Annotated in this window: 20 protein-coding genes; 14 read left to right on the forward strand and 6 right to left on the reverse strand. The window is 35.0% G+C overall.

The window, feature by feature from the left end:
* Positions 1 to 4: 4 nt before the first annotated feature.
* The 3 genes from RM542_RS03905 to RM542_RS03915 are packed head-to-tail and all read right to left on the reverse strand — an operon-like array spanning position 5 to position 4,447.
* Complete coding sequence (locus RM542_RS03905) at positions 5 to 1,621, reverse strand: sodium:solute symporter (protein ID WP_311384403.1); 1,617 nt, start codon at positions 1,619 to 1,621, stop codon at positions 5 to 7.
* Positions 1,622 to 1,630: 9 nt separating this feature from the next.
* A complete protein-coding gene (gene xylA, locus RM542_RS03910; protein WP_311384404.1) occupies positions 1,631 to 2,956 on the reverse strand; it encodes a xylose isomerase in 1,326 nt (441 codons plus the stop codon).
* Positions 2,957 to 2,965: 9 nt separating this feature from the next.
* Positions 2,966 to 4,447, reverse strand: coding sequence for an FGGY family carbohydrate kinase (locus RM542_RS03915; protein ID WP_311384405.1), 1,482 nt, complete (start codon positions 4,445 to 4,447; stop codon positions 2,966 to 2,968).
* A gap of 275 nt (positions 4,448 to 4,722) precedes the next feature.
* On the opposite strand from RM542_RS03915, the gene folE reads away from it, so the two are divergent.
* From folE to RM542_RS03955, 8 genes are all read left to right on the forward strand, one after another.
* The gene (gene folE / locus RM542_RS03920) at positions 4,723 to 5,427 is read left to right on the forward strand and encodes a GTP cyclohydrolase I FolE (RefSeq protein ID WP_311384406.1); all 705 of its coding nucleotides are present in this window, start codon (positions 4,723 to 4,725) and stop codon (positions 5,425 to 5,427) included.
* Positions 5,428 to 5,504: 77 nt separating this feature from the next.
* Positions 5,505 to 5,969, forward strand: a complete 465-nt coding sequence (locus RM542_RS03925; RefSeq protein WP_311384893.1) for a glutathione peroxidase — start codon at positions 5,505 to 5,507, stop codon at positions 5,967 to 5,969.
* 331 nt (positions 5,970 to 6,300) lie between these two features.
* On the forward strand, positions 6,301 to 6,789 hold the full coding sequence (locus tag RM542_RS03930) for a 2Fe-2S iron-sulfur cluster-binding protein (RefSeq protein WP_311384407.1): 489 nt from the start codon (positions 6,301 to 6,303) through the stop codon (positions 6,787 to 6,789).
* Positions 6,790 to 6,792: 3 nt separating this feature from the next.
* The gene (locus RM542_RS03935) at positions 6,793 to 8,943 is read left to right on the forward strand and encodes a molybdopterin cofactor-binding domain-containing protein (RefSeq protein WP_311384408.1); all 2,151 of its coding nucleotides are present in this window, start codon (positions 6,793 to 6,795) and stop codon (positions 8,941 to 8,943) included.
* Positions 8,944 to 8,957: 14 nt separating this feature from the next.
* Positions 8,958 to 9,590: a Crp/Fnr family transcriptional regulator gene (locus tag RM542_RS03940; protein ID WP_311384409.1), complete on the forward strand. Its 633-nt coding sequence runs from the start codon at positions 8,958 to 8,960 to the stop codon at positions 9,588 to 9,590.
* Positions 9,591 to 9,644: 54 nt separating this feature from the next.
* Complete coding sequence (locus RM542_RS03945) at positions 9,645 to 11,363, forward strand: solute carrier family 26 protein (RefSeq protein WP_311384410.1); 1,719 nt, start codon at positions 9,645 to 9,647, stop codon at positions 11,361 to 11,363.
* Between the two features lie 62 nt (positions 11,364 to 11,425).
* Complete coding sequence (locus RM542_RS03950; RefSeq protein WP_311384411.1) at positions 11,426 to 12,835, forward strand: rhodanese-like domain-containing protein; 1,410 nt, start codon at positions 11,426 to 11,428, stop codon at positions 12,833 to 12,835.
* Between the two features lie 8 nt (positions 12,836 to 12,843).
* On the forward strand, positions 12,844 to 13,224 hold the full coding sequence (locus RM542_RS03955) for a rhodanese-like domain-containing protein (RefSeq protein ID WP_311384412.1): 381 nt from the start codon (positions 12,844 to 12,846) through the stop codon (positions 13,222 to 13,224).
* A 14-nt stretch (positions 13,225 to 13,238) separates the two neighbouring features.
* On the opposite strand, the gene RM542_RS03960 is transcribed toward RM542_RS03955, so the two are convergent.
* Genes RM542_RS03960 through RM542_RS03970 form a run of 3 tightly spaced genes read right to left on the reverse strand, consistent with a single transcriptional unit; the run spans position 13,239 to position 15,789 of the window.
* Entirely contained in the window at positions 13,239 to 14,108 is an 870-nt protein-coding gene (locus RM542_RS03960; protein ID WP_311384413.1) for a sterol desaturase family protein, read from the reverse strand.
* A 1-nt stretch (position 14,109) separates the two neighbouring features.
* Positions 14,110 to 14,568 carry a monoheme cytochrome C gene (locus RM542_RS03965; RefSeq protein ID WP_311384414.1) on the reverse strand — a complete coding sequence of 153 codons (459 nt, stop codon included), beginning with the start codon at positions 14,566 to 14,568 and terminating at the stop codon, positions 14,110 to 14,112.
* Between the two features lie 3 nt (positions 14,569 to 14,571).
* Positions 14,572 to 15,789, reverse strand: coding sequence for a sulfite oxidase (locus RM542_RS03970; RefSeq protein ID WP_311384415.1), 1,218 nt, complete (start codon positions 15,787 to 15,789; stop codon positions 14,572 to 14,574).
* A gap of 195 nt (positions 15,790 to 15,984) precedes the next feature.
* Between RM542_RS03970 and RM542_RS03975 the strand changes: the two genes are divergently transcribed.
* The 6 genes from RM542_RS03975 to RM542_RS04000 all read left to right on the forward strand — a co-directional run bounded on the left by RM542_RS03975 (position 15,985) and on the right by RM542_RS04000 (position 20,549).
* Positions 15,985 to 16,191 carry a DUF2892 domain-containing protein gene (locus RM542_RS03975; RefSeq protein WP_311384416.1) on the forward strand — a complete coding sequence of 69 codons (207 nt, stop codon included), beginning with the start codon at positions 15,985 to 15,987 and terminating at the stop codon, positions 16,189 to 16,191.
* A gap of 65 nt (positions 16,192 to 16,256) precedes the next feature.
* Positions 16,257 to 16,814, forward strand: a complete 558-nt coding sequence (locus RM542_RS03980; protein WP_311384417.1) for a YeeE/YedE thiosulfate transporter family protein — start codon at positions 16,257 to 16,259, stop codon at positions 16,812 to 16,814.
* Positions 16,815 to 16,818: 4 nt separating this feature from the next.
* A complete protein-coding gene (locus RM542_RS03985) occupies positions 16,819 to 17,232 on the forward strand; it encodes a DUF6691 family protein (protein ID WP_311384418.1) in 414 nt (137 codons plus the stop codon).
* A gap of 143 nt (positions 17,233 to 17,375) precedes the next feature.
* A complete protein-coding gene (locus RM542_RS03990; RefSeq protein WP_311384419.1) occupies positions 17,376 to 17,774 on the forward strand; it encodes a response regulator in 399 nt (132 codons plus the stop codon).
* 156 nt (positions 17,775 to 17,930) lie between these two features.
* A complete protein-coding gene (locus tag RM542_RS03995) occupies positions 17,931 to 19,973 on the forward strand; it encodes a HAMP domain-containing sensor histidine kinase (protein WP_311384420.1) in 2,043 nt (680 codons plus the stop codon).
* Between the two features lie 135 nt (positions 19,974 to 20,108).
* Positions 20,109 to 20,549 carry a molybdenum cofactor biosynthesis protein MoaE gene (locus tag RM542_RS04000; protein WP_311384421.1) on the forward strand — a complete coding sequence of 147 codons (441 nt, stop codon included), beginning with the start codon at positions 20,109 to 20,111 and terminating at the stop codon, positions 20,547 to 20,549.
* The last annotated feature ends 2 nt before the right edge of the window (positions 20,550 to 20,551 follow it).

A 20,551-nucleotide genomic window follows, 5' to 3' on the forward strand; every position in this document is an offset into this window, starting at 1 on the left:
TTTTTCATCCAGTAAAATAAATAAGTATCATTACCACTATCAAAACAAGAACAATGGAAAGAATGATATCTAAAAGTGTTAAACTGTCTTTGTTAAATTGTTTGTCTTTAGCTGTTAAAGTACCATAAGATAACCCATTAATTTTGGAATAGTCTGGTGGGTTAGTTGCAAGGCTAACCGAAATACAAATCATAACAGATAGAAGGAACATAAAAATGGCCATATGCGCAAAATTGATTGTAGCAAAAGACAAAAATATACCAGATAATTGTTCTTGATAAATTTCTGCAGTAATACGCAATGCAGCTATTACTAGACCAGAAAATAGGGTGATAATTGCGGCTTGTGAATTAACTCTTTTCCAAAGAATACCAAGTAAGAAAACAGCGGTTATTGGTGGAGCAATATATGATTGCACGCTTTGTAAGTATTGGTAAAGCACTCCGCCTCCTATTTTTTCCATAATTGGAATCCAAATTATACCAAGAACAACTACCATAGCTGTCGCTATTTTACCTACTCTTAAAAGTTTTTTTTCTTCAGTTAACGGTCGAAGTTTTTTATAAATATCAATAGTGAAAATGGTCGAGCAAGAATTAAAAACAGAGGCTAATGAACTCATTAGGGCTGCCATTAGGCCACCAGCAACTAAGCCTTTTAAACCAACTGGTAAAAGTGTTTTAACTAGAACAGGAAATACCTCATCACTTTTTTCATACGTTAAAACCCCTTGTTGCGAAAGCGCAAAAGCAATTATTCCAGGAATTAGAAAAATAAAAATAGGTAACAGCTTTAGGTACGCTCCAAAAATAGCCCCTCGGCGGCCTATTTTTATATTATTGGCAGCCAGTGTTCTTTGCACAATATATTGATCAGTACACCAATACCAAATACCTACTATGGTGCCACCAATGAGCATTCCTGTCCAAGGGAAATCAGGGTCAGTTATAGGTCTCCACATATTAAAATGTTCACTGCCGGCTACTTTTTTTAATTCTTGCCAGCCACCAACTTCCTGTAATCCCAAATAAGTTATTATTATGGAACCTGCAATTAAAATTATAGTTTGGAGGGTTTCAGTATAAATAACCGCTTTCATTCCTCCAATGATGGTATAAGCCCCTGTAAATACTACAATCCCAATAGCACCATACCAAAAGGGGATGCCTAAAAGTTCAGATACCACAATACCACCAGCGTAAATAGTAACAGATACTTTGGTAATTACATAACCTACCAATGAGAAGACAGATAAGAACCATCTAGATCGACTATCAAATCGCTTTTCAAGAAATTCCGGCATGGTAAAGGCATTGCTTCTAAAATAAAAAGGAAGAAATAACCAACCCAACAATAAGACAATCCAAGCATGTAATTCATAGTGTGCCATAGGCATGCCCGATTCTGCTCCTGTTCCTGCAAGGCCTACCACATGTTCTGAACCAATATTTGAGGCAAATATAGAAGCACCTATGACAAACCAGCCAACGTTCCTTCCTGCTAAAAAATAGTCCTCAGTATTTTTATTTTTTTGAAGTACAACCCATATGGCTACCGCTATTAAAGCTGCTAAATATGCACCTAGAACCCACCAATCTAAGCGTTCTAATATTGATTCCATTTGTTTAGCCTAGATATGTTGATTAAGAATCATTTCATACAATTCTTGTTTTCCGCTAATTTGTTCTGGCTCGCCATGAGAAGTAGCGTATGCATGTAAATCGCTGAGTGCTAGTTTCCCGTCTACAAAATCAGCGCCCTTACCAGTACTAAAGGAGCTATAACGATTATTTAGCAATTGCTCATATTTTGAATTTTTAAGAATATTGTTTGCGGCAATGAGTGCTCTTGCAAACGTATCTGCTCCGCCAATATGCGCAATAAAAATATCCTCTAAGTCAGTACTGTTACGTCTTGTTTTAGCATCAAAGTTGATACCTCCTCCTTGAAGTCCGCCTGACTTTAAAAAGACCAACATGGCCTCTGTAGTTTCCATGACATTATTAGGAAATTGGTCTGTATCCCAGCCATTTTGATAATCACCTCGATTAGCATCTATACTACCTAACATATTAGCGTTTGCAGCGACTTGTAATTCGTGCTGAAAAGTATGTTGAGCTAAGGTTGCATGATTAACCTCAATATTTAATTTAAAATCTTTTTCAAGGCCGTACTCATTTATGGTATTGATTGATGTTGCACAATCAAAATCATATTGATGTTTGGTTGGCTCCATGGGTTTTGGCTCAATAAAGAAGGTGCCTTTAAATCCCTGACTTCTAGCATAGTCCTTCGCCATATTCAAGAATCTACCAATATTATCTTGCTCCAGTTTCATATCCGTATTTAATAAAGACATGTAGCCTTCTCTACCTCCCCAGAAAACATAATTTTCGCCTCCTAATGCCATTGTGGCGTCCAAGGCAATTTTAACCTGTGCCCCAGCTCTTGCCAAAACATCAAAGTTTGGATTAGAGGCAGCTCCGTTCATATATCTCGGATTTGAAAAACAGTTTGATGTACCCCACAATAGTTTAACCCCGGAAGCTTTTTGTTTTTCTTTTAAATAGTCAACAGTTTTTAATATGCGATTTTCAGATTCGGCAAGGGAATCCGCTTCATCAACCAAGTCAAAATCATGAAAACAATAGTAATCAAACCCCATTTTTGTGATAAATTCAAAAGCAGCATCAGCTTTGTCCTTAGCTGCTTGTAAAGGGTCATTTGAAGTAGCCCAAGGAAACGACTTTGTTCCCGGTCCAAAAGGGTCGCCTCCAGTACCGCATAAGGTGTGCCAATAAGCCATGGCAAACTTAAAATGTTCACGCATGGTTTTACCAGCTATAATTTGTTCAGGATTGTAAAATTTAAATGCCATAGGATTATCGGAATCTTTACCTTCATATTTAATTCTCCCAATTCCCTTAAAGTATTCTTTTTCTCCAAGTAGTGCCATTGCTAAATATTATTTATTTAAAATTAGTTCTAGTTCTTTTTTCCAATTTTGGTAAGCCTTCTTGAACGGTTTCATATCTTGAAAAGGCATATAAGTCATGACATGGTCATTCTTCATGAAAGACGAGAATTTTTCATAACCGTCTAATGAAATCGTACATGCTCTTGCCGCACCGATTGCGCCTGTGGTATTGTAAATTTCAATCTCTTGTTGAATTAACGTTGCAATAGAATTTGCAAAAATTTTAGACCTAAATAGATTGTCATTCCCTGCTCTAATTACTTTAGCTTCAATGCCATCTGATTTCATTATTTCTATACCATAAACAAAAGAGAATGCAATCCCTTCTAAAGCCGCTCTACAAATATGTGATTTGGAATGTCGATTTAAGTTGAGGTTCAGAATTCTAGTACCGATATCTTGATTCAATAGCATACGCTCAGATCCGTTACCGAAAGGAATAACGCAAACACCATCAGATCCTATTTCTACTTCATTGGCTAATTTATTCATCTCTTCATATGAAGAGACTGAAAGATTATTGAGCAACCATCGGTATTGAATTCCTGCGCCATTAATACAAAGTAATTTGCCTATGTTTTTGAGTCTATTTTTTTTGTAATTAACATGGGCGAAATTATTTACTCGCGAACTTTCTTTAACTGAAAGATTGTTGGTTATGGCATAAACTACGCCTGAAGTTCCACCAGTAGCTGCTACTTCACCAGGTTGAAAAACATTCAACGACAAAGCATTATTAGGTTGGTCACCGGCTCTATACAATATTGGCGTCCCTTCTTTTAGACCACTAGCCAAAGCCCCTTTTTTGGATATTTCACTTTGTTTAGAGAATGTATCAACGAGATTAGGGAAAAGTTCTTTAGAAAATTGGAAGTAGTCAAGTAGCTGTTCTGAAACGGAATCTTGTTTAAAGTTCCAAAAAATTCCTTCTGATAAACCAGTAATAGTGCTATTTATAGTATCTGATAATTTAAAAGCGATATAGTCACCAGGTAACATGAACTTATAAATCTTTTCATAGTTTTCTGGTTCATGGATCTGCACCCACTTAAGTTTCGAGGCTGTAAAATTTCCAGGTGAATTAAGAAATTCATTGTCACAAATAGCAGTCCCTATTTCAGAATAAGCCTTATTGCCAATTGTAACCGCTCGGCTATCACACCAAATAATTGAATTGCGAATTGGGTTACCTAAATCATCTATTAAAACTAAACCATGCATTTGATAGGCAATACCAATACCTTTGATTTCATCTTTAGTAACCTTAAATTTCTTTTTAATTTGATGAACTCCATTACAGACATACTTCCACCAGTCCTCAGGATCTTGTTCTGCCCAGCCTTTTTTAGGAGCATGAATATCCATTTCTTTTTCAGGTTCTTGGATAACTCCTAAACATTTACCAGTTTCAATTTCAACTAGGGCAAGCTTTATTGATGAACTTCCTAAATCAATACCTAAATAATACATCGGTTGGTTTTAAAAAACATTCTTTCAAACGCCCTTTAAATTTAAGGTTATTATTATTTTAAAAAAATCATTAATATTTAATCCAACTTTTGTAGTTGGAGAAATTCCTTTTTCCTGAAAAAATTACAGATACAAGAAGTCCCTTTTTTATACATCATCAAGAAACAAAAAGTATTTAATTCTTTTTTGTTTAAACTTTAACAAAAAAGAATAAACAAAATATTTACATTTGATTACTTTAATTTAAAATCATCAAGAGGTAACAAAGCATAAAAATGGAAATAAACAATACACTGGTTAATGGAGTTTTAAAGTCAAATGATATTATTCAAGCATTGACCATAGATGAAATAGGTGATGATCATTTATATACGGGCATTGAAACACCTTTAAAAGAAGATGCCTTCAAACTTTCTAATGAGGAAAAGAAAGAACAAATAGCCAATCTCTTTGCTCAAATTATGGACGTAATGGGCTTAGACCTAACAGATGATTCTTTAAAAGGAACTCCAAAACGGGTCGCTAAAATGTATATCGATGAAATTTATTCAGGACTTAATCCTGCCAATAAACCCAAAGTGGCTCTTTTTGACAATAAATATCAATACAATCAAATGTTGGTTGAAAAGGACATCACTTTTTATTCTAATTGTGAACATCATTTTGTCCCAATCATAGGTAAAGCTCATGTCGCTTATATTTCTTCTGGTAAAGTAATTGGGTTATCCAAATTAAATCGAATGGTGCAATACTTTGCCAAAAGGCCCCAAGTCCAAGAACGACTCACAAACCAAATAGGGGTCGAATTACAAAAAGTGCTAGGCACAGAAAACGTTGCCGTCATTATCGATGCTAAACACCTTTGTGTATCTTCAAGAGGAATTAAAGATAATACCTCGGCTACTGTCACTTCTTTTTATGGAGGTGACTTCAATAATCAGGCGAAGATTCAAGAATTGTATAATTATATTAATAACTAGAATTTATTTTGAAACTTTTAGATAAGCTAAGTAATAAGGCCTTTAACAAATCCGAAGAATCAGTCGATAAATTTAAAATTTATGATGTTGATATTCTTAAATTAGATAGGACTCCTTTAGAAATAAAGAACTTAAAAGGAAAATACCTTCTTTTTGTTAATGTGGCCAGTAAATGTGGATTCACTGGTCAATACAAAGAATTAGAAAAACTATTTCGGGACAACAAGGATAACCTTATGGTAATTGGTCTACCCTGTAACCAATTTGGTGCACAAGAACCTGGAAACGAAGAGCAGATAAGTGATTTTTGCCAAAAAAACTATGGTGTTAGCTTTATAATGACCGAAAAAATTGATGTTAAAGGAATGAAAAAACATCCTTTATATCAATGGCTAACGGATAAAAAGTTGAATGGTAAAAAGAGTAGTTCTGTTAAATGGAATTTTCAAAAATATCTTGTTTCTCCCGAGGGAAGCTTAATAGATTATTACTATTCAACTACGTCTCCTCTTAGCACCAAACTAACTAAACATTTTAGATAGTACTGCGTCTTATTTGGTATAGGCCTATTATAGTTTTAAACGCACCTCCCGCTCCAATTAACTTTTTAACCTAACTGAATATTTAGTTTTCAATTTTGAGGTTTGCGAACTATTTTAAGTTAGTGTTTCAAGATTGAGATAATTTTATTGATTTGAATATTCTAGACTTGTACTATGTGAATAACCCTACGGAAAACCAAGTATACATTTTGCTAGAAGTCTTTTTAGATGAGGAATTTATAAAATCAGCACTATAAATTTTTTAAAGGTTTCTCACGAAACTCATATTTAATTAAAGTTTAAATATCTTGTAGACAATAAACATAATCTTATGAAACTCTCCTTTGTTCTAAACAATAATCCTACCACAGTAGAATTGGAAGATGAAATGACTCCTTTATTATGGGTTGTTCGGGATATCTTGAATTTGAAAGGCACAAAATTTGGATGTGGAAAAGCGGCATGTGGTGCTTGTACTTTACATCTTGGTGGAGAAGCAGTTCGTTCTTGTTCATATCCTGCAAAATTTGTGGAAGGAAAGAATGTCACTACTATTGAAGGTTTAGGTACAAAAGAAAATCCACACCCGGTACAACAAGCTTGGGTTGATGAAATTGTACCACAATGCGGGTATTGTCAATCGGGCTTTATGATGGCGACCGCAGCATTATTGAATAAAAACCCCACTCCATCTGACAAAGAAATCGACCAAAGTATTACCAATATCTGTCGCTGTGCAACCTATTATCGAATGAGAAAGGCAATTCATAAGGCTTCGGCATTAATGCCTAAAGAAGAATCAACAACGGAAAATTTGTAAGTCATGGCGAAGAAAAAAATATCAAGACGAAAGTTTTTAGTACGTGGCGGATTAGGTACAGTCGGTGTTGTTGCCGTTGGTACTTACTTGTTTAGAAACCCGATAAGAAGAAAAATATTAGAACAGGTTGATGGTGGTGAATCGCCCTATTTAGGAGCTGGAATGGAACCAATGTTATGGTTTGAGATTACATCAAATAATAAGGTCATACTTCATTCTCCTAAGGTGGAAATGGGCCAGGGCACTTTCACTGGTTTGGCTCAAATGGCTGCCGATGAACTTGAAATTCATATGGAACAGATTTCTGTTGTTCATGCAGTTTCGCTCACTGGTAATATGGACAATTTTGCAACTGGTGGTAGTAATTCTATTTCTGGTCTTTGGCTGCCATTAAGGGAGCTAGCGGCCACCATGCGAGAAATGCTCAAAACCGAAGCTTCAAAAAAATTGGGTTGGGTAAATGAAGATATGAAGGTTGAAGGAGGCGTTATTTCAGTTGGTGATAAAAAAATGACTTTTGCTGAAATTGCCAATGGAGTAACGGATTGGGAAATACCGGAAACGCCTAATTTAAAAGAATTTAAAGATTATCGGTTTATAGGTAAACCCTTACCACGTGTAGATTTAGAAGCCAAAGTTTTTGGTGATCCAATATTTGGAATGGATGCTGAAATGCCAGATATGCTATATGGCGCTGTTGTGCGACCTGATAAAATTGGGGCTGTTTTTAAAAGTGCAGATATATCAAAGGCGGAAAGTATGCCCGGTGTTATCAAAATTATTCAAGAAGATGATTTTGTGGGTGTTGTGGCAACTTCTTTTACTGCAGCTGAAAAGGCTAAAGAAGCTATTGAGGTCAATTGGGAAGTTGGCCAATCATGGCAGACCAATGATATTCGCGAAATGACCAAAGTGGGTAAGGGCGATGCTTTTTTATTGCAAAAAGAAGGAAGTGAACTCGGTGAAGAAGATGGTATTATTTCTAGAGAGTATACCAGTCCGATCGGGGCGCATGCACAACTAGAACCCAATGGTGTTTTAGCTTTTGTAGAAGATAGTAAGGCTACTTTAAAAATTTCTACTCAAGTAGTTGCTTTAACAAGAAAAGAAGTTGCCAAACGCTTAGATATTAATGAAGATGATGTTAATGTTATTCCAACATTTTTGGGTGGCGGCTTTGGTCGTAGATTACATACACCACATGCTGTTCAAGCAGCAGTGATGTCCAAAGCTGTGGGCAAACCAGTAAAATATTTCTTTTCAAGAAAAGAAGAATTTCAGCATGATTTGTTTAGACCACCTACCCATCATCAACTAAAGGCAAAACTTGATAACTCTGGCAATATTGAATATCTACAACATGACTTTTCAAGTGGTGATGTGGCCATAAATTCTGCAATGCTTCCTGGTTTTATTAGTACGGTTGTTGGTACGGATGTAGGTGCTATTCGAGGTGGTTTTTGTCACTATGGAAGTATTCCAAACCTTAGAACAGTTTCTTGGCATGTTGATTTGCCCTTTGCAACTAGTTGGTGGCGGAGTTTAGGTTTGCTTGCAAACACTTTTGCATGGGAAAGCTTTATGGATGAATTAGCCATTAAAGCAGGTAAGAACCCTATTGATTTTCGTTTGGCTCATATTCAAGATGACGATAAAGGAAAACGGTTAAAAGCCGTTATCATCGCAGCAGCTAAAAAAGCAAATTATCAAGATAAAGCATTTAACGGTAGAGCAATGGGTTTTGCTGCTTCCACTGATGCCGGTACGCCCTGTGCTCAAGTGGCAGAAGTATCTATTGAAAATGATGAGATTAAAGTTCATAAGGTCACTTGTGCTATGGACCCTGGTATTGCCGTTAATCCCGATCAAGTTCGTGCCCAATGCGAAGGAGCAATTATTATGGGAATGAGCGCTTCATTGTTTGAGAAAATGGAGGTGATTAATGGCGAATTGACACCAACTATTTATGGTCCTTACCAGATGGCTCAATTGAAACATGCGCCAAAAGAAATTGATGTTGTATTATTACAGGGTATTGAAAGGCCAGGTGCAGTTGGTGAACCACCTTTAGGCCCTATTGGGGCGGCCATTGCCAATGCTGTTTTTCGTTTGACTAATAAAAGATGCGCTAATTTACCTTTGAGTTTAACCTAAATCTTTGTAATGAAATGATGGATAAACTAATTGAAAATTTTTCAACTGTTTTTGAAAGAATACTTATTGATGAAATTGCTGAGGTTGGTACTTTAATGACCATAAAAGAAGGAGAGAAAATAATTGAAATTGGTCAATATATTAAGGGGATGCCACTTTTACTATCTGGTGCAATCAAAATTTTACGAGAAGATGAAGATGGGGATGAGTTACTTTTGTATTATTTAGAAAGAGGTGAAACCTGCAGTATGACTATGGCGTGTTGCTTGGGTGCCACTCAAAGTGAAATAAGAGCCATTGCAGAAACCGATGTAGAATTAATTATGATTCCAATTCGTAAAATGGAAGAATGGACCGCTAAATACAAAACATGGCGAAATTTTATTTTTGATAGTTACCACAATAGATTGAACGAATTGTTAGCAACAGTCGATAGTATCGCCTTCAAGAATATGGACGAACGCCTGATTGCTTTTCTAAAAGAAAAATCGAGAATAGCTAACACCAATTATATAGTGAACACACATCAAGAAATTGCGTATGATCTACATAGTTCAAGAGTAGTGATTTCGAGATTATTAAAAAAATTGGAACATTTAGGTAAAATAAAATTACATCGCAATCAAATTGAATTGCTTGATTTGTAGCTCTTGTAACAATGGATACAAAGCATCCCATAAATCAATAGTACCTTTGCTATAATGTTGAAACGGTATTTTCCAATTTTTGAGTGGTTACCCAAATACAAGAAAAAGTATTTGGCGGGTGATTTTTCGGCTGGAATTACAGTTGGAATTATGTTGATTCCTCAAGGTATGGCATATGCTTTAATTGCAGGTCTACCTCCTATTTACGGTTTATATGCTGCACTAATACCAAATCTAATTTATGTATTTACAGGTTCAAGCAGAAAATTGGCGGTTGGTCCTGTCGCCTTAGACTCATTAATTGTCGCTTCAAGTTTAGCCGCGATGAAATTGGCTAATGTTGACGAATATATTAGCATGGCCATCTTCTTGGCCCTTTTTGTTGGAGTTATTCAATTGGTCATGGGGTTTATGCGCCTAGGCTTTCTTTCTAATTTTTTATCTAGGCCAGTAGTCAGTGGATTTACAGTGGCTGCTGCTTTCGTAATAGGTATTAGCCAGTTGAAACACTTTTTTGGTTTAGAAATTAGTACAAATAAGACACTACCAACACTACAAGCTATCTTCAATAAATTAGGGCAAACAAATTTTTATGACTTAACTATAGGTATTGCCGCTATTTTAGTCATTATTGGGCTGAAGCGGGTACATAAAAAACTACCGGCTGCAATGGTTGTAGTCATACTTGGTATTATAGGTATTTATTTTTTTATGGTGAATGATACCGATGTTCATATTATAGGTCAAATACCAAAAGGACTACCAGGATTTTTACTTCCTGAATTTAATACAGAGTTATTGATAAAAGCATTTCCAACTGCAATGGCTTTAGCATTTATTGCTTTTGCAGAGGCCATGACAATAGCAAAAGCTGTTGAGGATAAAAGTCAAGAGTATCACACAAACCCTAATCAAGAATTACGGGCGCTTGGTGCATCTAATATCATAGGCTCTTTGTTTCAATCTTTTCCTTCTAATGCTGGTTTATCAAGAACTGCAGTTAATGTAGATGAGGGTGCAAAAACGGGTATAGCTTCACTAATTAGTGTAGTTGTGGTTGGTGTAACATTGCTTTATTTAACACCTTTCTTTTATTATCTACCTAAATCGGTCCTTGGTGCAATCATATTGGTAGCGGTTTATGGTCTTATTGATTTAAAGTATCCCAAACAACTATGGAACCAACGCAGAGATGAATTCTATTTATTCTTGGTTACCTTTTTAACTACGCTACTTATTGGTATTTCTCAAGGGATAATTTTCGGAGTGTTATTTTCCTTACTACTATTAGTCTATCGAATTTCAAGGCCGCATATAGCCGTATTAGGAAAAATAAAGGGAATGGAATATTTCAAAAACCTGAAGCGATTTCCAGAAGATGTTGAAATTCATGATGAGATTTTAATGATTCGTTTTGATGCGCAACTATTTTTTGCCAATGTTCATTATTTTAAAAGTCAATTAATGAAAGAAATCGGGTTAAAAAATGATCGCTTGAAATATGTGATTTTGAATGCAGAGCCAGTAAATTATATAGATAATACTGCATTAAATCAATTAGAGAAAGTAGTAGAAAGTTTGAAAGAAACAGGTATTGTATTCAAATTGGCAGGTGCTATTGGGCCTATCCGCGATATTTTACAGAGTAGTGGTTTTGTGAACGTCATAGGTAAAGATAATATGTATGTGCGCACTGCTGAAGCCTATGCTGACTGTTTAGAAAAAATGGAGCGAACAGCTTTACAAGAAAAAGTGTCTTTACAACATAGATAGTGTAACTAAAGTTGCAAGAAATTAAATCAACAATCAATAAATTTGATTTAAAATTAATGAAGATGAATATTGAACAAATATATACCGGATGCTTAGCACAAGGTGCTTACTATATAGAGAGTGAAGGTGAAGTGGCTATTATTGATCCTTTAAGAGAAGTAAAACCATATTTAGAACGAGCCGAAAGAGATAATGCCAAAATCAAGTATATTTTTGAAACCCATTTTCATGCTGATTTTGTTAGTGGTCATGTAACACTTGCCAAAAAAACTGGGGCAACCATAGTATACGGACCTAATGCAAATCCTTCTTATAAAGTTTTAGTAGCTGAAGACGAACAAGAATTTCAATTGGGTAAATTGTCTTTTAAAGTACTCCATACTCCTGGTCATACCATGGAAAGCACTACGTATTTATTGAAAGATGAATATGGTAAAGACCACGCTATTTTTAGTGGCGACACCTTGTTTTTAGGAGACGTTGGGCGACCGGATTTAGCTCAAAAAGCCGCAACGATGACTCAAGAAGATTTAGCCGGTTTGCTTTATGATAGTTTACGGACTAAAATAATGCCCTTGGCTGACGATGTTATTGTTTATCCTGCGCACGGTGCCGGTTCGGCATGTGGTAAGAATATGATGAAGGAAACCGTTGATACCCTAGGCAATCAAAAACAAATGAATTATGCCTTACGTGCAAATATGACGAAAGCTGAATTTGTTGAAGAGGTTACTGACGGACTTTTACCACCACCACAATATTTCCCGCTTAATGTAAAAATGAACAAAGAAGGATATGATGATATTCATGATGTGATTGAACGTGGTGATACCGCACTTTCGCCCAATGCTTTTGAAGCTGCAGCTAATGAAACAGGAGCAGTAATTTTAGATGTACGTCATCAAGATGATTTTGCTAAAGCACATATTCCTAGGTCAATTTTTATAGGATTAAAAGGAAGTTTTGCTCCTTGGGTTGGAGCATTGATTGCCGACGTAAAACAACCAATTTTATTAGTAGCTGAAAAGGGTAAAGAAGAAGAAGCTATTACCCGATTAAGTCGTGTTGGTTTTGATGGAACACTTGGCTTTCTTGAGGGTGGAGTTGAAGCTTGGTCGGCTACTGGTAAAGAAACAGATACCGTCAAGAGTATTTCAGCTGAGGTTTTTAAAGATACTTTAAAAAAGGAAATTCCTGTTTTTGATGTTAGAAAAGATTCAGAGTTTAGTGCTGAGCATATTGAAAATGCGAACTTGACACCTCTTGATTTTTTAAACGATCATTTAGCAGAATTCCCTGAAAAAGAAACTTTTTATGTTCATTGTGCAGGAGGGTATCGAAGTATGATAGCAGCTTCAATTTTAAAGAGTCGTGGAATTCATAATTTAGTTGATATTGCAGGTGGATTTGCAGCTATAAAAAAAGCAGGAATTCCTGTTACAGATTTTGTTTGTCCAACCACTTTAAAATAAACTTCTAAATGAAATCCTTTATTAAATTTTCATTCTTTTTTATTGTTTTCAGTTTTACATTAAGTTGCCAAACAAATTCGGAGGCCGCTGTTACCAAAGTGAACAAATCAGATATGAAAACCGATGTTATCGGAAAAAATGTTCAGTTGGTTGATGTTAGAACTAGCGAAGAATACGAAGCTGGGCATATAGATGATGCACTTAATTTTAATATTATCGATAGTAAGACTTTCGTACAGCAAATTGAAAATTTAAGTAAAGATGAACCTGTTTATTTGTACTGCAAAATGGGTGGTAGAAGCAGCAGAGCTGCGGACTTACTAAAAGAAAAAGGCTTTACTACAATCTTTGATTATTCTGGTGGCTACAATGATTGGGTAAGCGAATAATTAGTTATAAAGCTTTACTTCTTGGTGAATCCATGTAGCAATTGTCCCCAAAAACCTTGGGGCATATTTTCATCCCCATGATATCCCAGAATTATTTTTCCACTGTCTTCTGGTATATGATTTGTTTTAAAAATATAATCCCAAACACTCAGGCTTATTCCAAAATTCACTCCAAATTTACCTTTTGGCAGTAGAAATGAGTGATGGTATAAATGCATTACGGGGTTATTAAAAATATACTTTAAGGGTCCATAGGTCAGCTTAATGTTAGCATGATTTAAATGCCCAATAGCTATAGCAATAAAGTGAACGATGTAGGCTTGTTCTGGTTCAAACCCGCCTAGTAGCATTACGCCAAAAGTCTTTAGGGGTTTGTAGAGTATATTTTCCATCCAATGATAGCGCAGGTGAGCAGCAAAACCCATTTCTTTTACACTATGGTGCACTTGATGAAAACGCCACAAAAAAGAAAATTTATGCAAAGCCATATGAGTTAGCCACTGCACAAAATCTAGCAACACAAAGAAAACTACTAGTTGAGACCACAATGGCCAATCTTGAATATTAAAAAAGGCGATACTCTGTATCGTTATACCTAATTGACCAAAACTCACTTCAAGCATGTTATAGACACCTTGTATAATGATAGCGAAAACAAAGAAGTTGAAGAACATATAAAAAGCGTCTAACCAAAAATCTTTACGAAAGACAGACTGGTCTTTTCTCCAAGGGAACAGAATCTCTAAAAGCCAAACCATAAGTGAAATGGCAATGAGTCCCCAAAAATAATTGTTATACCAATTCACTTCAAAACATATTGATTTCCAGGTATAATTTAATGTACCGTTAAACCCTTTTAAAAATGCATCTAAATAAATTTCCATATCACTTTAATTCATACCATTCAGCAACTTCTATATGGGCTCTTCGGCCCTGATGTTCTGGAGCGTAATTTTTGGCTAAATAGCTTACTATTTTAGCTTCATTTTGTCCTAAATCCCATAAATTTTGCGTCTCTTGCATCCATTTAATAGTTGCTTTCCAACCTTCCTTACTCATACGGTTTTGCGTAACGAGTTTCGCCGAATGACAGCTCGTGCAATTTTGAATAACTACTTGTAAATGTTCATCATCAACAAAGCCCGTTGCAACATGAATACCATCCGTAATTAGGTCGTTATTTTCTTCAGAAATTTCAACTAAACCTTCATTTGCTTGATTTCTTAATGCTTCAGGGTTTTGCTTTAAATAAAGCAATCCACCAAAAAGGATTGCAATCAAAGCTATGAATACTCCCAAAAGAACACTCAATGATTTTATTGATCTGTCAAAGTTTTTGTTCATAAATTAAACTACTTTAACTGCAATTCGGTGGCAAGCATTGTTCAAATATCCTTTTGGATTCCAACCTGGCAGAACCATTGGCTGACTATTGTCATTTGTATCAGTGGCTTTTGCCCAAACTTCATAGTATCCTTTCTTTGGAAATGAAATTGAGGCATTAAAATGTTGCCATGCTAATCTATTGCTTGGTTGGTCAAGGGTACATAACTGCCAAGTACTGCCAAAGTCTATGGAATATTCTATTTGCTGAACTTGAAGTTCACCAGCCCAAGCATGTCCGTTTATTTTAAGTGTTTTGGAGTTCAATAAAGCCCCAGTTTTAGGGTAGGTTATCAATGATTTAACTGGCATAGACTCAATGATGCACATTGCATCGTCTTCAACTTTGCTTCCAGGGGCCACAGTTTCGCAAGGTACTCGGTACGAACTACCTCCCATTTTTGCCCCATCATGAATTTTATTACGAATACTAATCTTTTTTAACCATTTTCCTGATGCCGATGCAGGCCAGCCACCGCATACCAATCGTAAAGGAAAACCATGTGCTATAGGTATTGGTTTACCATTCATTTCAAAAGCCAATAAAGTCTCATCTTGAAGCGCTTTTGAAAGTGGCACTCCTCTTGAAATAGGTTCTTTATTGGGGTCACCACTTAAATGAGTGTCAGCAGCATGATAGCCAATATAAACCGCATCAGAATTTATACCTGTATCTTCTAAAACGTCTCGTAAGCGGACACCTGTCCAATTCGCGCAAGAAACCGCACCAATTATCCATTGATTTCCTTTTGCAGGCGGATTAAATTCGCTTCTGCCATTACCACCACATTCTAAGGTTAATTGATAGGTATAAGTTTTAAATTTTGATTTTAACTCATCAAGTGAGTAACTTTTCGCAGTTAATGCTGCTTCACCGTCTATGGTCAGTTGCCAATTGGCCTCATTAATATTCTCAGGTATTTTACCATTGTTTCTAATAAACATGAACTTGTTGGGGGTAACCTTATCATTCAAAAGATGGGCTTTCGCTTCCATATTCCAAGGCTTATCATTGAGTAATACCATTTCACTATCCTTTTGAAATAGTTTAAAAGGGTCTGGGTCTTGCAAACCTAAAGGAATATAATGTTGAGGCATTTGATGACCAAAAACAATATCTGCTCCTAAAATTCCAGAAATTGTGGCCAAAGTTAGTTTAGAAGCAAATTTTCTTCGATTCATAAATTTTAGATGAAACTTAAAATTAAGATAAAAATTACTATAGCTATGTAACTAAGGTTACAACAATTTTCTTTGAAGAACTTTAGATTTGAATATGAAATTAAAAAAGTGGCATAAACTTGTTTTGGTGTGTATTGTATGTGCGGGCCTAGTAACAGTAGTTGTGCTATTAATTGATGTTTTAAAAATTTAATTATGAAAAAAAATATGGGCGGTGTAGACCGTATTGTTCGTTTTATTGTGGCATTAGTGGTAATTACATTGTTTTATTTTAAAGTTATTGAGGGAACTTTAGCATATGTTTTACTTGCCTTGTCAGGTATTTTTGTTTTGACAAGTCTAGTCAGTTTTTGTCCTTTGTACACTATTTTCGGATTGAATACCTGTAAGGTTAAAAACTAAAAAACAAATAACATAATTCACATGAAGCGACTTACATTTGGCTTTATTTTGTAAAAATTTTAAGTATGGATAGTATTTTACAACCATGGCCATGGTATGTTTCTGGGCCATTGATTGCTCTAACAATGGCGATACTAATTTTGTTAGGCAAACGTTTTGGTATGTCTTCCAATTTAAGAACGTTATGCACAATTGCGGGTGGTGCGAAAGCAGCTGATTTTTTTAAGTTTGATTGGAAAGCCCAACGCTGGAACCTCATTGTAATGATTGGGGTTTTAATAGGGGGGTACATTGCCGCTAATTTTCTCACGATTGATGATACTGTTGCTATTAGTTCCAATACGGTAAACAAACTGAATGCACTTGGTTTCCATAGTGCCGGTAATGCCTATATGCCAACAGAGTTTTTTGCAAATGAAGCTTTTTCAAACCCAAAGACATTATTCGTTTTAATCTTGGGTGGTTTTTTAGTTGGTTTTGGTGCACGCTACGCTGGTGGTTGCACTTCTGGCCATGCTATTTCTGGTCTGAGTAATTTGCAGTTGCCATCTTTGATTGCAGTTATTGGGTTTTTTGCAGGCGGCCTTGCCATGGTTCATTTTATCTTTCCTTTAATTTTCTAGAGATATGAAGAGTTTTATTTATTTAATAGTGGGTATATTTTTTGGCATAGTCATGTTTAAATCTGAAGCCGCTTCTTGGTTCAGAATTTATGAGATGTTTCAATTTGACGCTTTTCATATGTATGGTATTATTGGTTCGGCACTCGCATTAGGCGTTCTATTTACCCAGTGGGTTAAAAGAGGAAATAAAAAATCATTCTTTGGAGAAGAAATAAAGATATCAGACAAAGAAAAATCATTTAAACGCTATGCATTTGGTGGAACCTTATTTGGTTTAGGTTGGGCTTTGGCTGGGGCATGTCCAGGACCTATGTATACCTTATTAGGTGCTGGTTTTCTTCCAATTATAGTAGTGATTATTGGTGCATTACTAGGTACTTTTGTTTACGGAGTTCTTAAGAATAAGCTCCCTCACTAGGTAATCCATCCAATATTTTAGGGGATTTTAACGTTATGCAGAGGCTTTTGACCGTAAAACGACAATTTTTGTTACGCTAATCAGAAGCTTATATTTTTGAAGTAAAGGGCTAATACCACTCAATTAGCCAAGCCAAAAAGCCTATGCAAACCACCACTTGGATAATTGATGATGACATGGTATCTCAATTTGCTACAAGGTATTGCCTACAGCAGTTTGAAACTGAACTTGCTATTGAGACTTTTTCTAATGCTGAAGATGCTCTTGACACGGCATCCTTATTGGTAAAGAATAAAGAAGCCTTACCAAGTCTTATTTTTCTTGATCTTGTTATGGATGAGATGAATGGTTGGCAATTTATAGAAGGTTTAAAAAAGATAGCTAGGTCGATTGATATTCCAGAGATATATGTGCTATCTGCTTTTGCCAATTCAAAAGATCGTGCAATTGCCAAAGAACATAAAAATGTAGCGGGTTATTTTGATAAACCGTTAAGTCGAATAAGTCTTCAAAAGGTTTTTGGGGAGAAAGCTAAGGTTTAGTTGATTCTAACACGAATTAATCAACTTAGAAATTAATTCTTGACTTTAATTTGATTAAACCCATCATTCCTTAAGGTCTGTATCCCTAGACAAAACTCTTTAAACCCTATGTGTTAAGTAAGTTTTTTCTTAATTTCATATGGATTATAAAAGGCAATGCAAAAAAGTAAAAAATATAAGAGAACTTATGGCTTTTTGGTATTTTTCTTGTTTTGCGCTTTTTTTTTCACAAATTTTCTTCTTAGTCAAAAAGGACCAATTGCAAATGATGCTTTCACCAAAATAAGTATTCAAAAAAGTCCAGAATATGTTGATTTTCTTTACAAACGAACTAGGCAGTTTGTTCGTAGTAATGCAGATAGCGCAATTCATTTAGGTAATAGAATACTAAAAATTAGCAACGAAATTGGTTATGAAATCGGCATCGCTAAAGCAAAAGAAACAATTGCCAGAACATCAATGCATAAAGCTGCTGATAGCTTGAGTTTTGCACTTGCTATAGATGCTTTCAATTATTCTAAAGAAGTTGGTGCAGATTCAGTTTTTCTTGAAACCATAAATGTTTTAGGATTTGGCAATTATAGGAACAAAAGAATTGATAAAGTTTTTGAATACAATAGCATGGGGCGCAGGTATGCTACAAAGTTTGGTAATTGGGAAAAATCATATTTGTTTACAACAAATGCTGCTTCTATCATGGCCGATTTAAATGAGTATGAGAGAGCTGTTTCTTTTTACAAATTGAGCCTTTCATTACTCAAAGAGAAACCAGATATTTTCAAATCTGCTGAGCTTAATATTGAGATAGCAAAAATGTACTATGGTAAGAATGAACTCGATAAAACAATTGAATTTCTTGAATATGCTCAAAAACAAATCAATCATATTAAAGATAAGTTTCTTCAGAATAGCGTATGGATTATTAAATCGAACGTTTTTCTTAAAAAGAACAATATTGAAGGGGCTAAAGAATTATTAGAAAAAGCTGATAATATATCTAAAGGTTCAAACGATTATCAACAATTGGTAGAGTTGAATCTGGCAGAAGCAAACCTTGAATTTAATTTAGAAAACTATGAAAATGCCTATATAATTGTAACAAATACGATACCAATAGCAGAAAGACTACATTTTTTGCGAGCACAAGAGGCCTTAATAAAATTGTCATATGACATCAAACAAAAAATGGGAGAGTTTGAGCTTGCCAATGATCTTTTAGAAACTTATCACCAATTAAGGGATTCAATTAAATATGAGAAAAATCAAAATACAACTAGAATTGCACTTGCAGAAAATAACTATCGACAACAGCAGCAGTTATTAAATCTTAAATTAGAAAAAGGGAGTGCTGTTCAGAAAGCAATTTTAATAATTGCCTTAATCGTCGTTTTATCATTACTATCAATTTTATTCTTGGTTAAGAAAAATGAAAGTAAATTGAAGCTTCTGAATCATGAATTGACAGAGACCCAAGTTCAACTTCAAAATAAAACAGAACGGTTAGATGATGCTAACACAACAAAAGTTAAACTATTTTCAATAATTGGGCATGATTTTAAAGGCCCTATTGGCGGTATAAAAAGCTTATTGGATTTATTAGTTGAGAAAGGCATCACAAAAGAGGAATTTGATAATTATTTACCATTAATGAAGACCAGAGTTGACAACGTACTTTTTTCTTTGAATAATTTATTTCTTTGGGGCGAAGCACAATTAAATGGGCGTCAAACAAAACCCATTAATTTTGATTTAATTACCAAGATTGATAATTCCATAGCCTTATTGGCATCAAGAATTGATAATAAAAAGATACAAGTCAAAAACCAAGTTGAAATAAATACCAAGGTTTGGGCTGATGAAGACCATATTGAAATTGTTCTGAGGAACCTTTTAAGCAATGCCTTAAAATTTACACCTCAAAAAGGAACTATTATTTTTGGAGCTGAAAAGACTGAGTCGAATTGGAAAATTTGGATAAAAGACAGTGGAATAGGAATGTCTAACGAAATAAAGAATAAAGTTTTTCATAGTAATGAAAGAGTAACTAATTATGGAACTGATAATGAAAAAGGCACAGGATTGGGGGTTTCTATTTGTATTGAAATGATAAAAGAAAACCAAGGGAGGATTTGGGTAGATAGTGAATTAAACAAAGGCACTACCATATATTTTACTCTGCCTCAATGTAAAGAAATATAATTTAGCTATAGGAAATTTCTTTGCTATCTTTTAAAATTCTGGACCAATTGTTAAAGCTGTTATTTTAGTATTTTTAGCGGACTAGAGAAGAAGGATGTTTTATTTCTTCATTATCTTAGTTTAAAAGAGCTATTCATGGACAAGAAAATTAAAAATGTATTTGTTGAAGGAGCCATAAGCCCCGAATTTATTGCTAATTCAATCGCTAAGCACCAATCTAAAACAACAATAGGTGCACATAATATTTTTTTGGGGCAAGTTCGTGCTGATGTCATTGATGGTAATGCAGTTGGTGCAATTGAATACACCGCTTATGAGGCTATGGCAAATCAAAAATTTCATGAAATAAGAGAAGCTACTTTTGACAAATTTGATTTAACCTGTATGCATATTTATCACAGTTTAGGGAAAGTTGCCATTGGAGAAATTTGTTTGTTTGTTTTTGTTTCCTCTCCTCATAGGAAAGAAGTTTTTGATGCTTTACACCACGTTGTAGAAGAGATTAAAAAAGAAGTCCCCGTGTTTGGTAAAGAGCTATTTGAAGATGAATCATATCAATGGAAAGTTAACTCTTAGTA

Source organism: Croceitalea sp. P059 (assembly GCF_031846365.1).
In the GTDB taxonomy this organism is placed as follows: domain Bacteria; phylum Bacteroidota; class Bacteroidia; order Flavobacteriales; family Flavobacteriaceae; genus Croceitalea; species Croceitalea vernalis.

Coding starts and splice junctions, on each gene's coding strand:
- RM542_RS03905 (WP_311384403.1), bottom strand. CDS start 1,621: ATGGAATCAATATTAGAACGCTTAGATTGGTGGGTTCTAGGTGCATAT.
- xylA (WP_311384404.1), bottom strand. CDS start 2,956: ATGGCACTACTTGGAGAAAAAGAATACTTTAAGGGAATTGGGAGAATT.
- RM542_RS03915 (WP_311384405.1), bottom strand. CDS start 4,447: ATGTATTATTTAGGTATTGATTTAGGAAGTTCATCAATAAAGCTTGCC.
- folE (WP_311384406.1), top strand. CDS start 4,723: ATGGAAATAAACAATACACTGGTTAATGGAGTTTTAAAGTCAAATGAT.
- RM542_RS03930 (WP_311384407.1), top strand. CDS start 6,301: ATGAAACTCTCCTTTGTTCTAAACAATAATCCTACCACAGTAGAATTG.
- RM542_RS03935 (WP_311384408.1), top strand. CDS start 6,793: ATGGCGAAGAAAAAAATATCAAGACGAAAGTTTTTAGTACGTGGCGGA.
- RM542_RS03940 (WP_311384409.1), top strand. CDS start 8,958: ATGATGGATAAACTAATTGAAAATTTTTCAACTGTTTTTGAAAGAATA.
- RM542_RS03945 (WP_311384410.1), top strand. CDS start 9,645: ATGTTGAAACGGTATTTTCCAATTTTTGAGTGGTTACCCAAATACAAG.
- RM542_RS03950 (WP_311384411.1), top strand. CDS start 11,426: ATGAATATTGAACAAATATATACCGGATGCTTAGCACAAGGTGCTTAC.
- RM542_RS03955 (WP_311384412.1), top strand. CDS start 12,844: ATGAAATCCTTTATTAAATTTTCATTCTTTTTTATTGTTTTCAGTTTT.
- RM542_RS03960 (WP_311384413.1), bottom strand. CDS start 14,108: ATGGAAATTTATTTAGATGCATTTTTAAAAGGGTTTAACGGTACATTA.
- RM542_RS03965 (WP_311384414.1), bottom strand. CDS start 14,568: ATGAACAAAAACTTTGACAGATCAATAAAATCATTGAGTGTTCTTTTG.
- RM542_RS03970 (WP_311384415.1), bottom strand. CDS start 15,789: ATGAATCGAAGAAAATTTGCTTCTAAACTAACTTTGGCCACAATTTCT.
- RM542_RS03975 (WP_311384416.1), top strand. CDS start 15,985: ATGAAAAAAAATATGGGCGGTGTAGACCGTATTGTTCGTTTTATTGTG.
- RM542_RS03980 (WP_311384417.1), top strand. CDS start 16,257: ATGGATAGTATTTTACAACCATGGCCATGGTATGTTTCTGGGCCATTG.
- RM542_RS03985 (WP_311384418.1), top strand. CDS start 16,819: ATGAAGAGTTTTATTTATTTAATAGTGGGTATATTTTTTGGCATAGTC.
- RM542_RS03990 (WP_311384419.1), top strand. CDS start 17,376: ATGCAAACCACCACTTGGATAATTGATGATGACATGGTATCTCAATTT.
- RM542_RS03995 (WP_311384420.1), top strand. CDS start 17,931: ATGCAAAAAAGTAAAAAATATAAGAGAACTTATGGCTTTTTGGTATTT.
- RM542_RS04000 (WP_311384421.1), top strand. CDS start 20,109: ATGGACAAGAAAATTAAAAATGTATTTGTTGAAGGAGCCATAAGCCCC.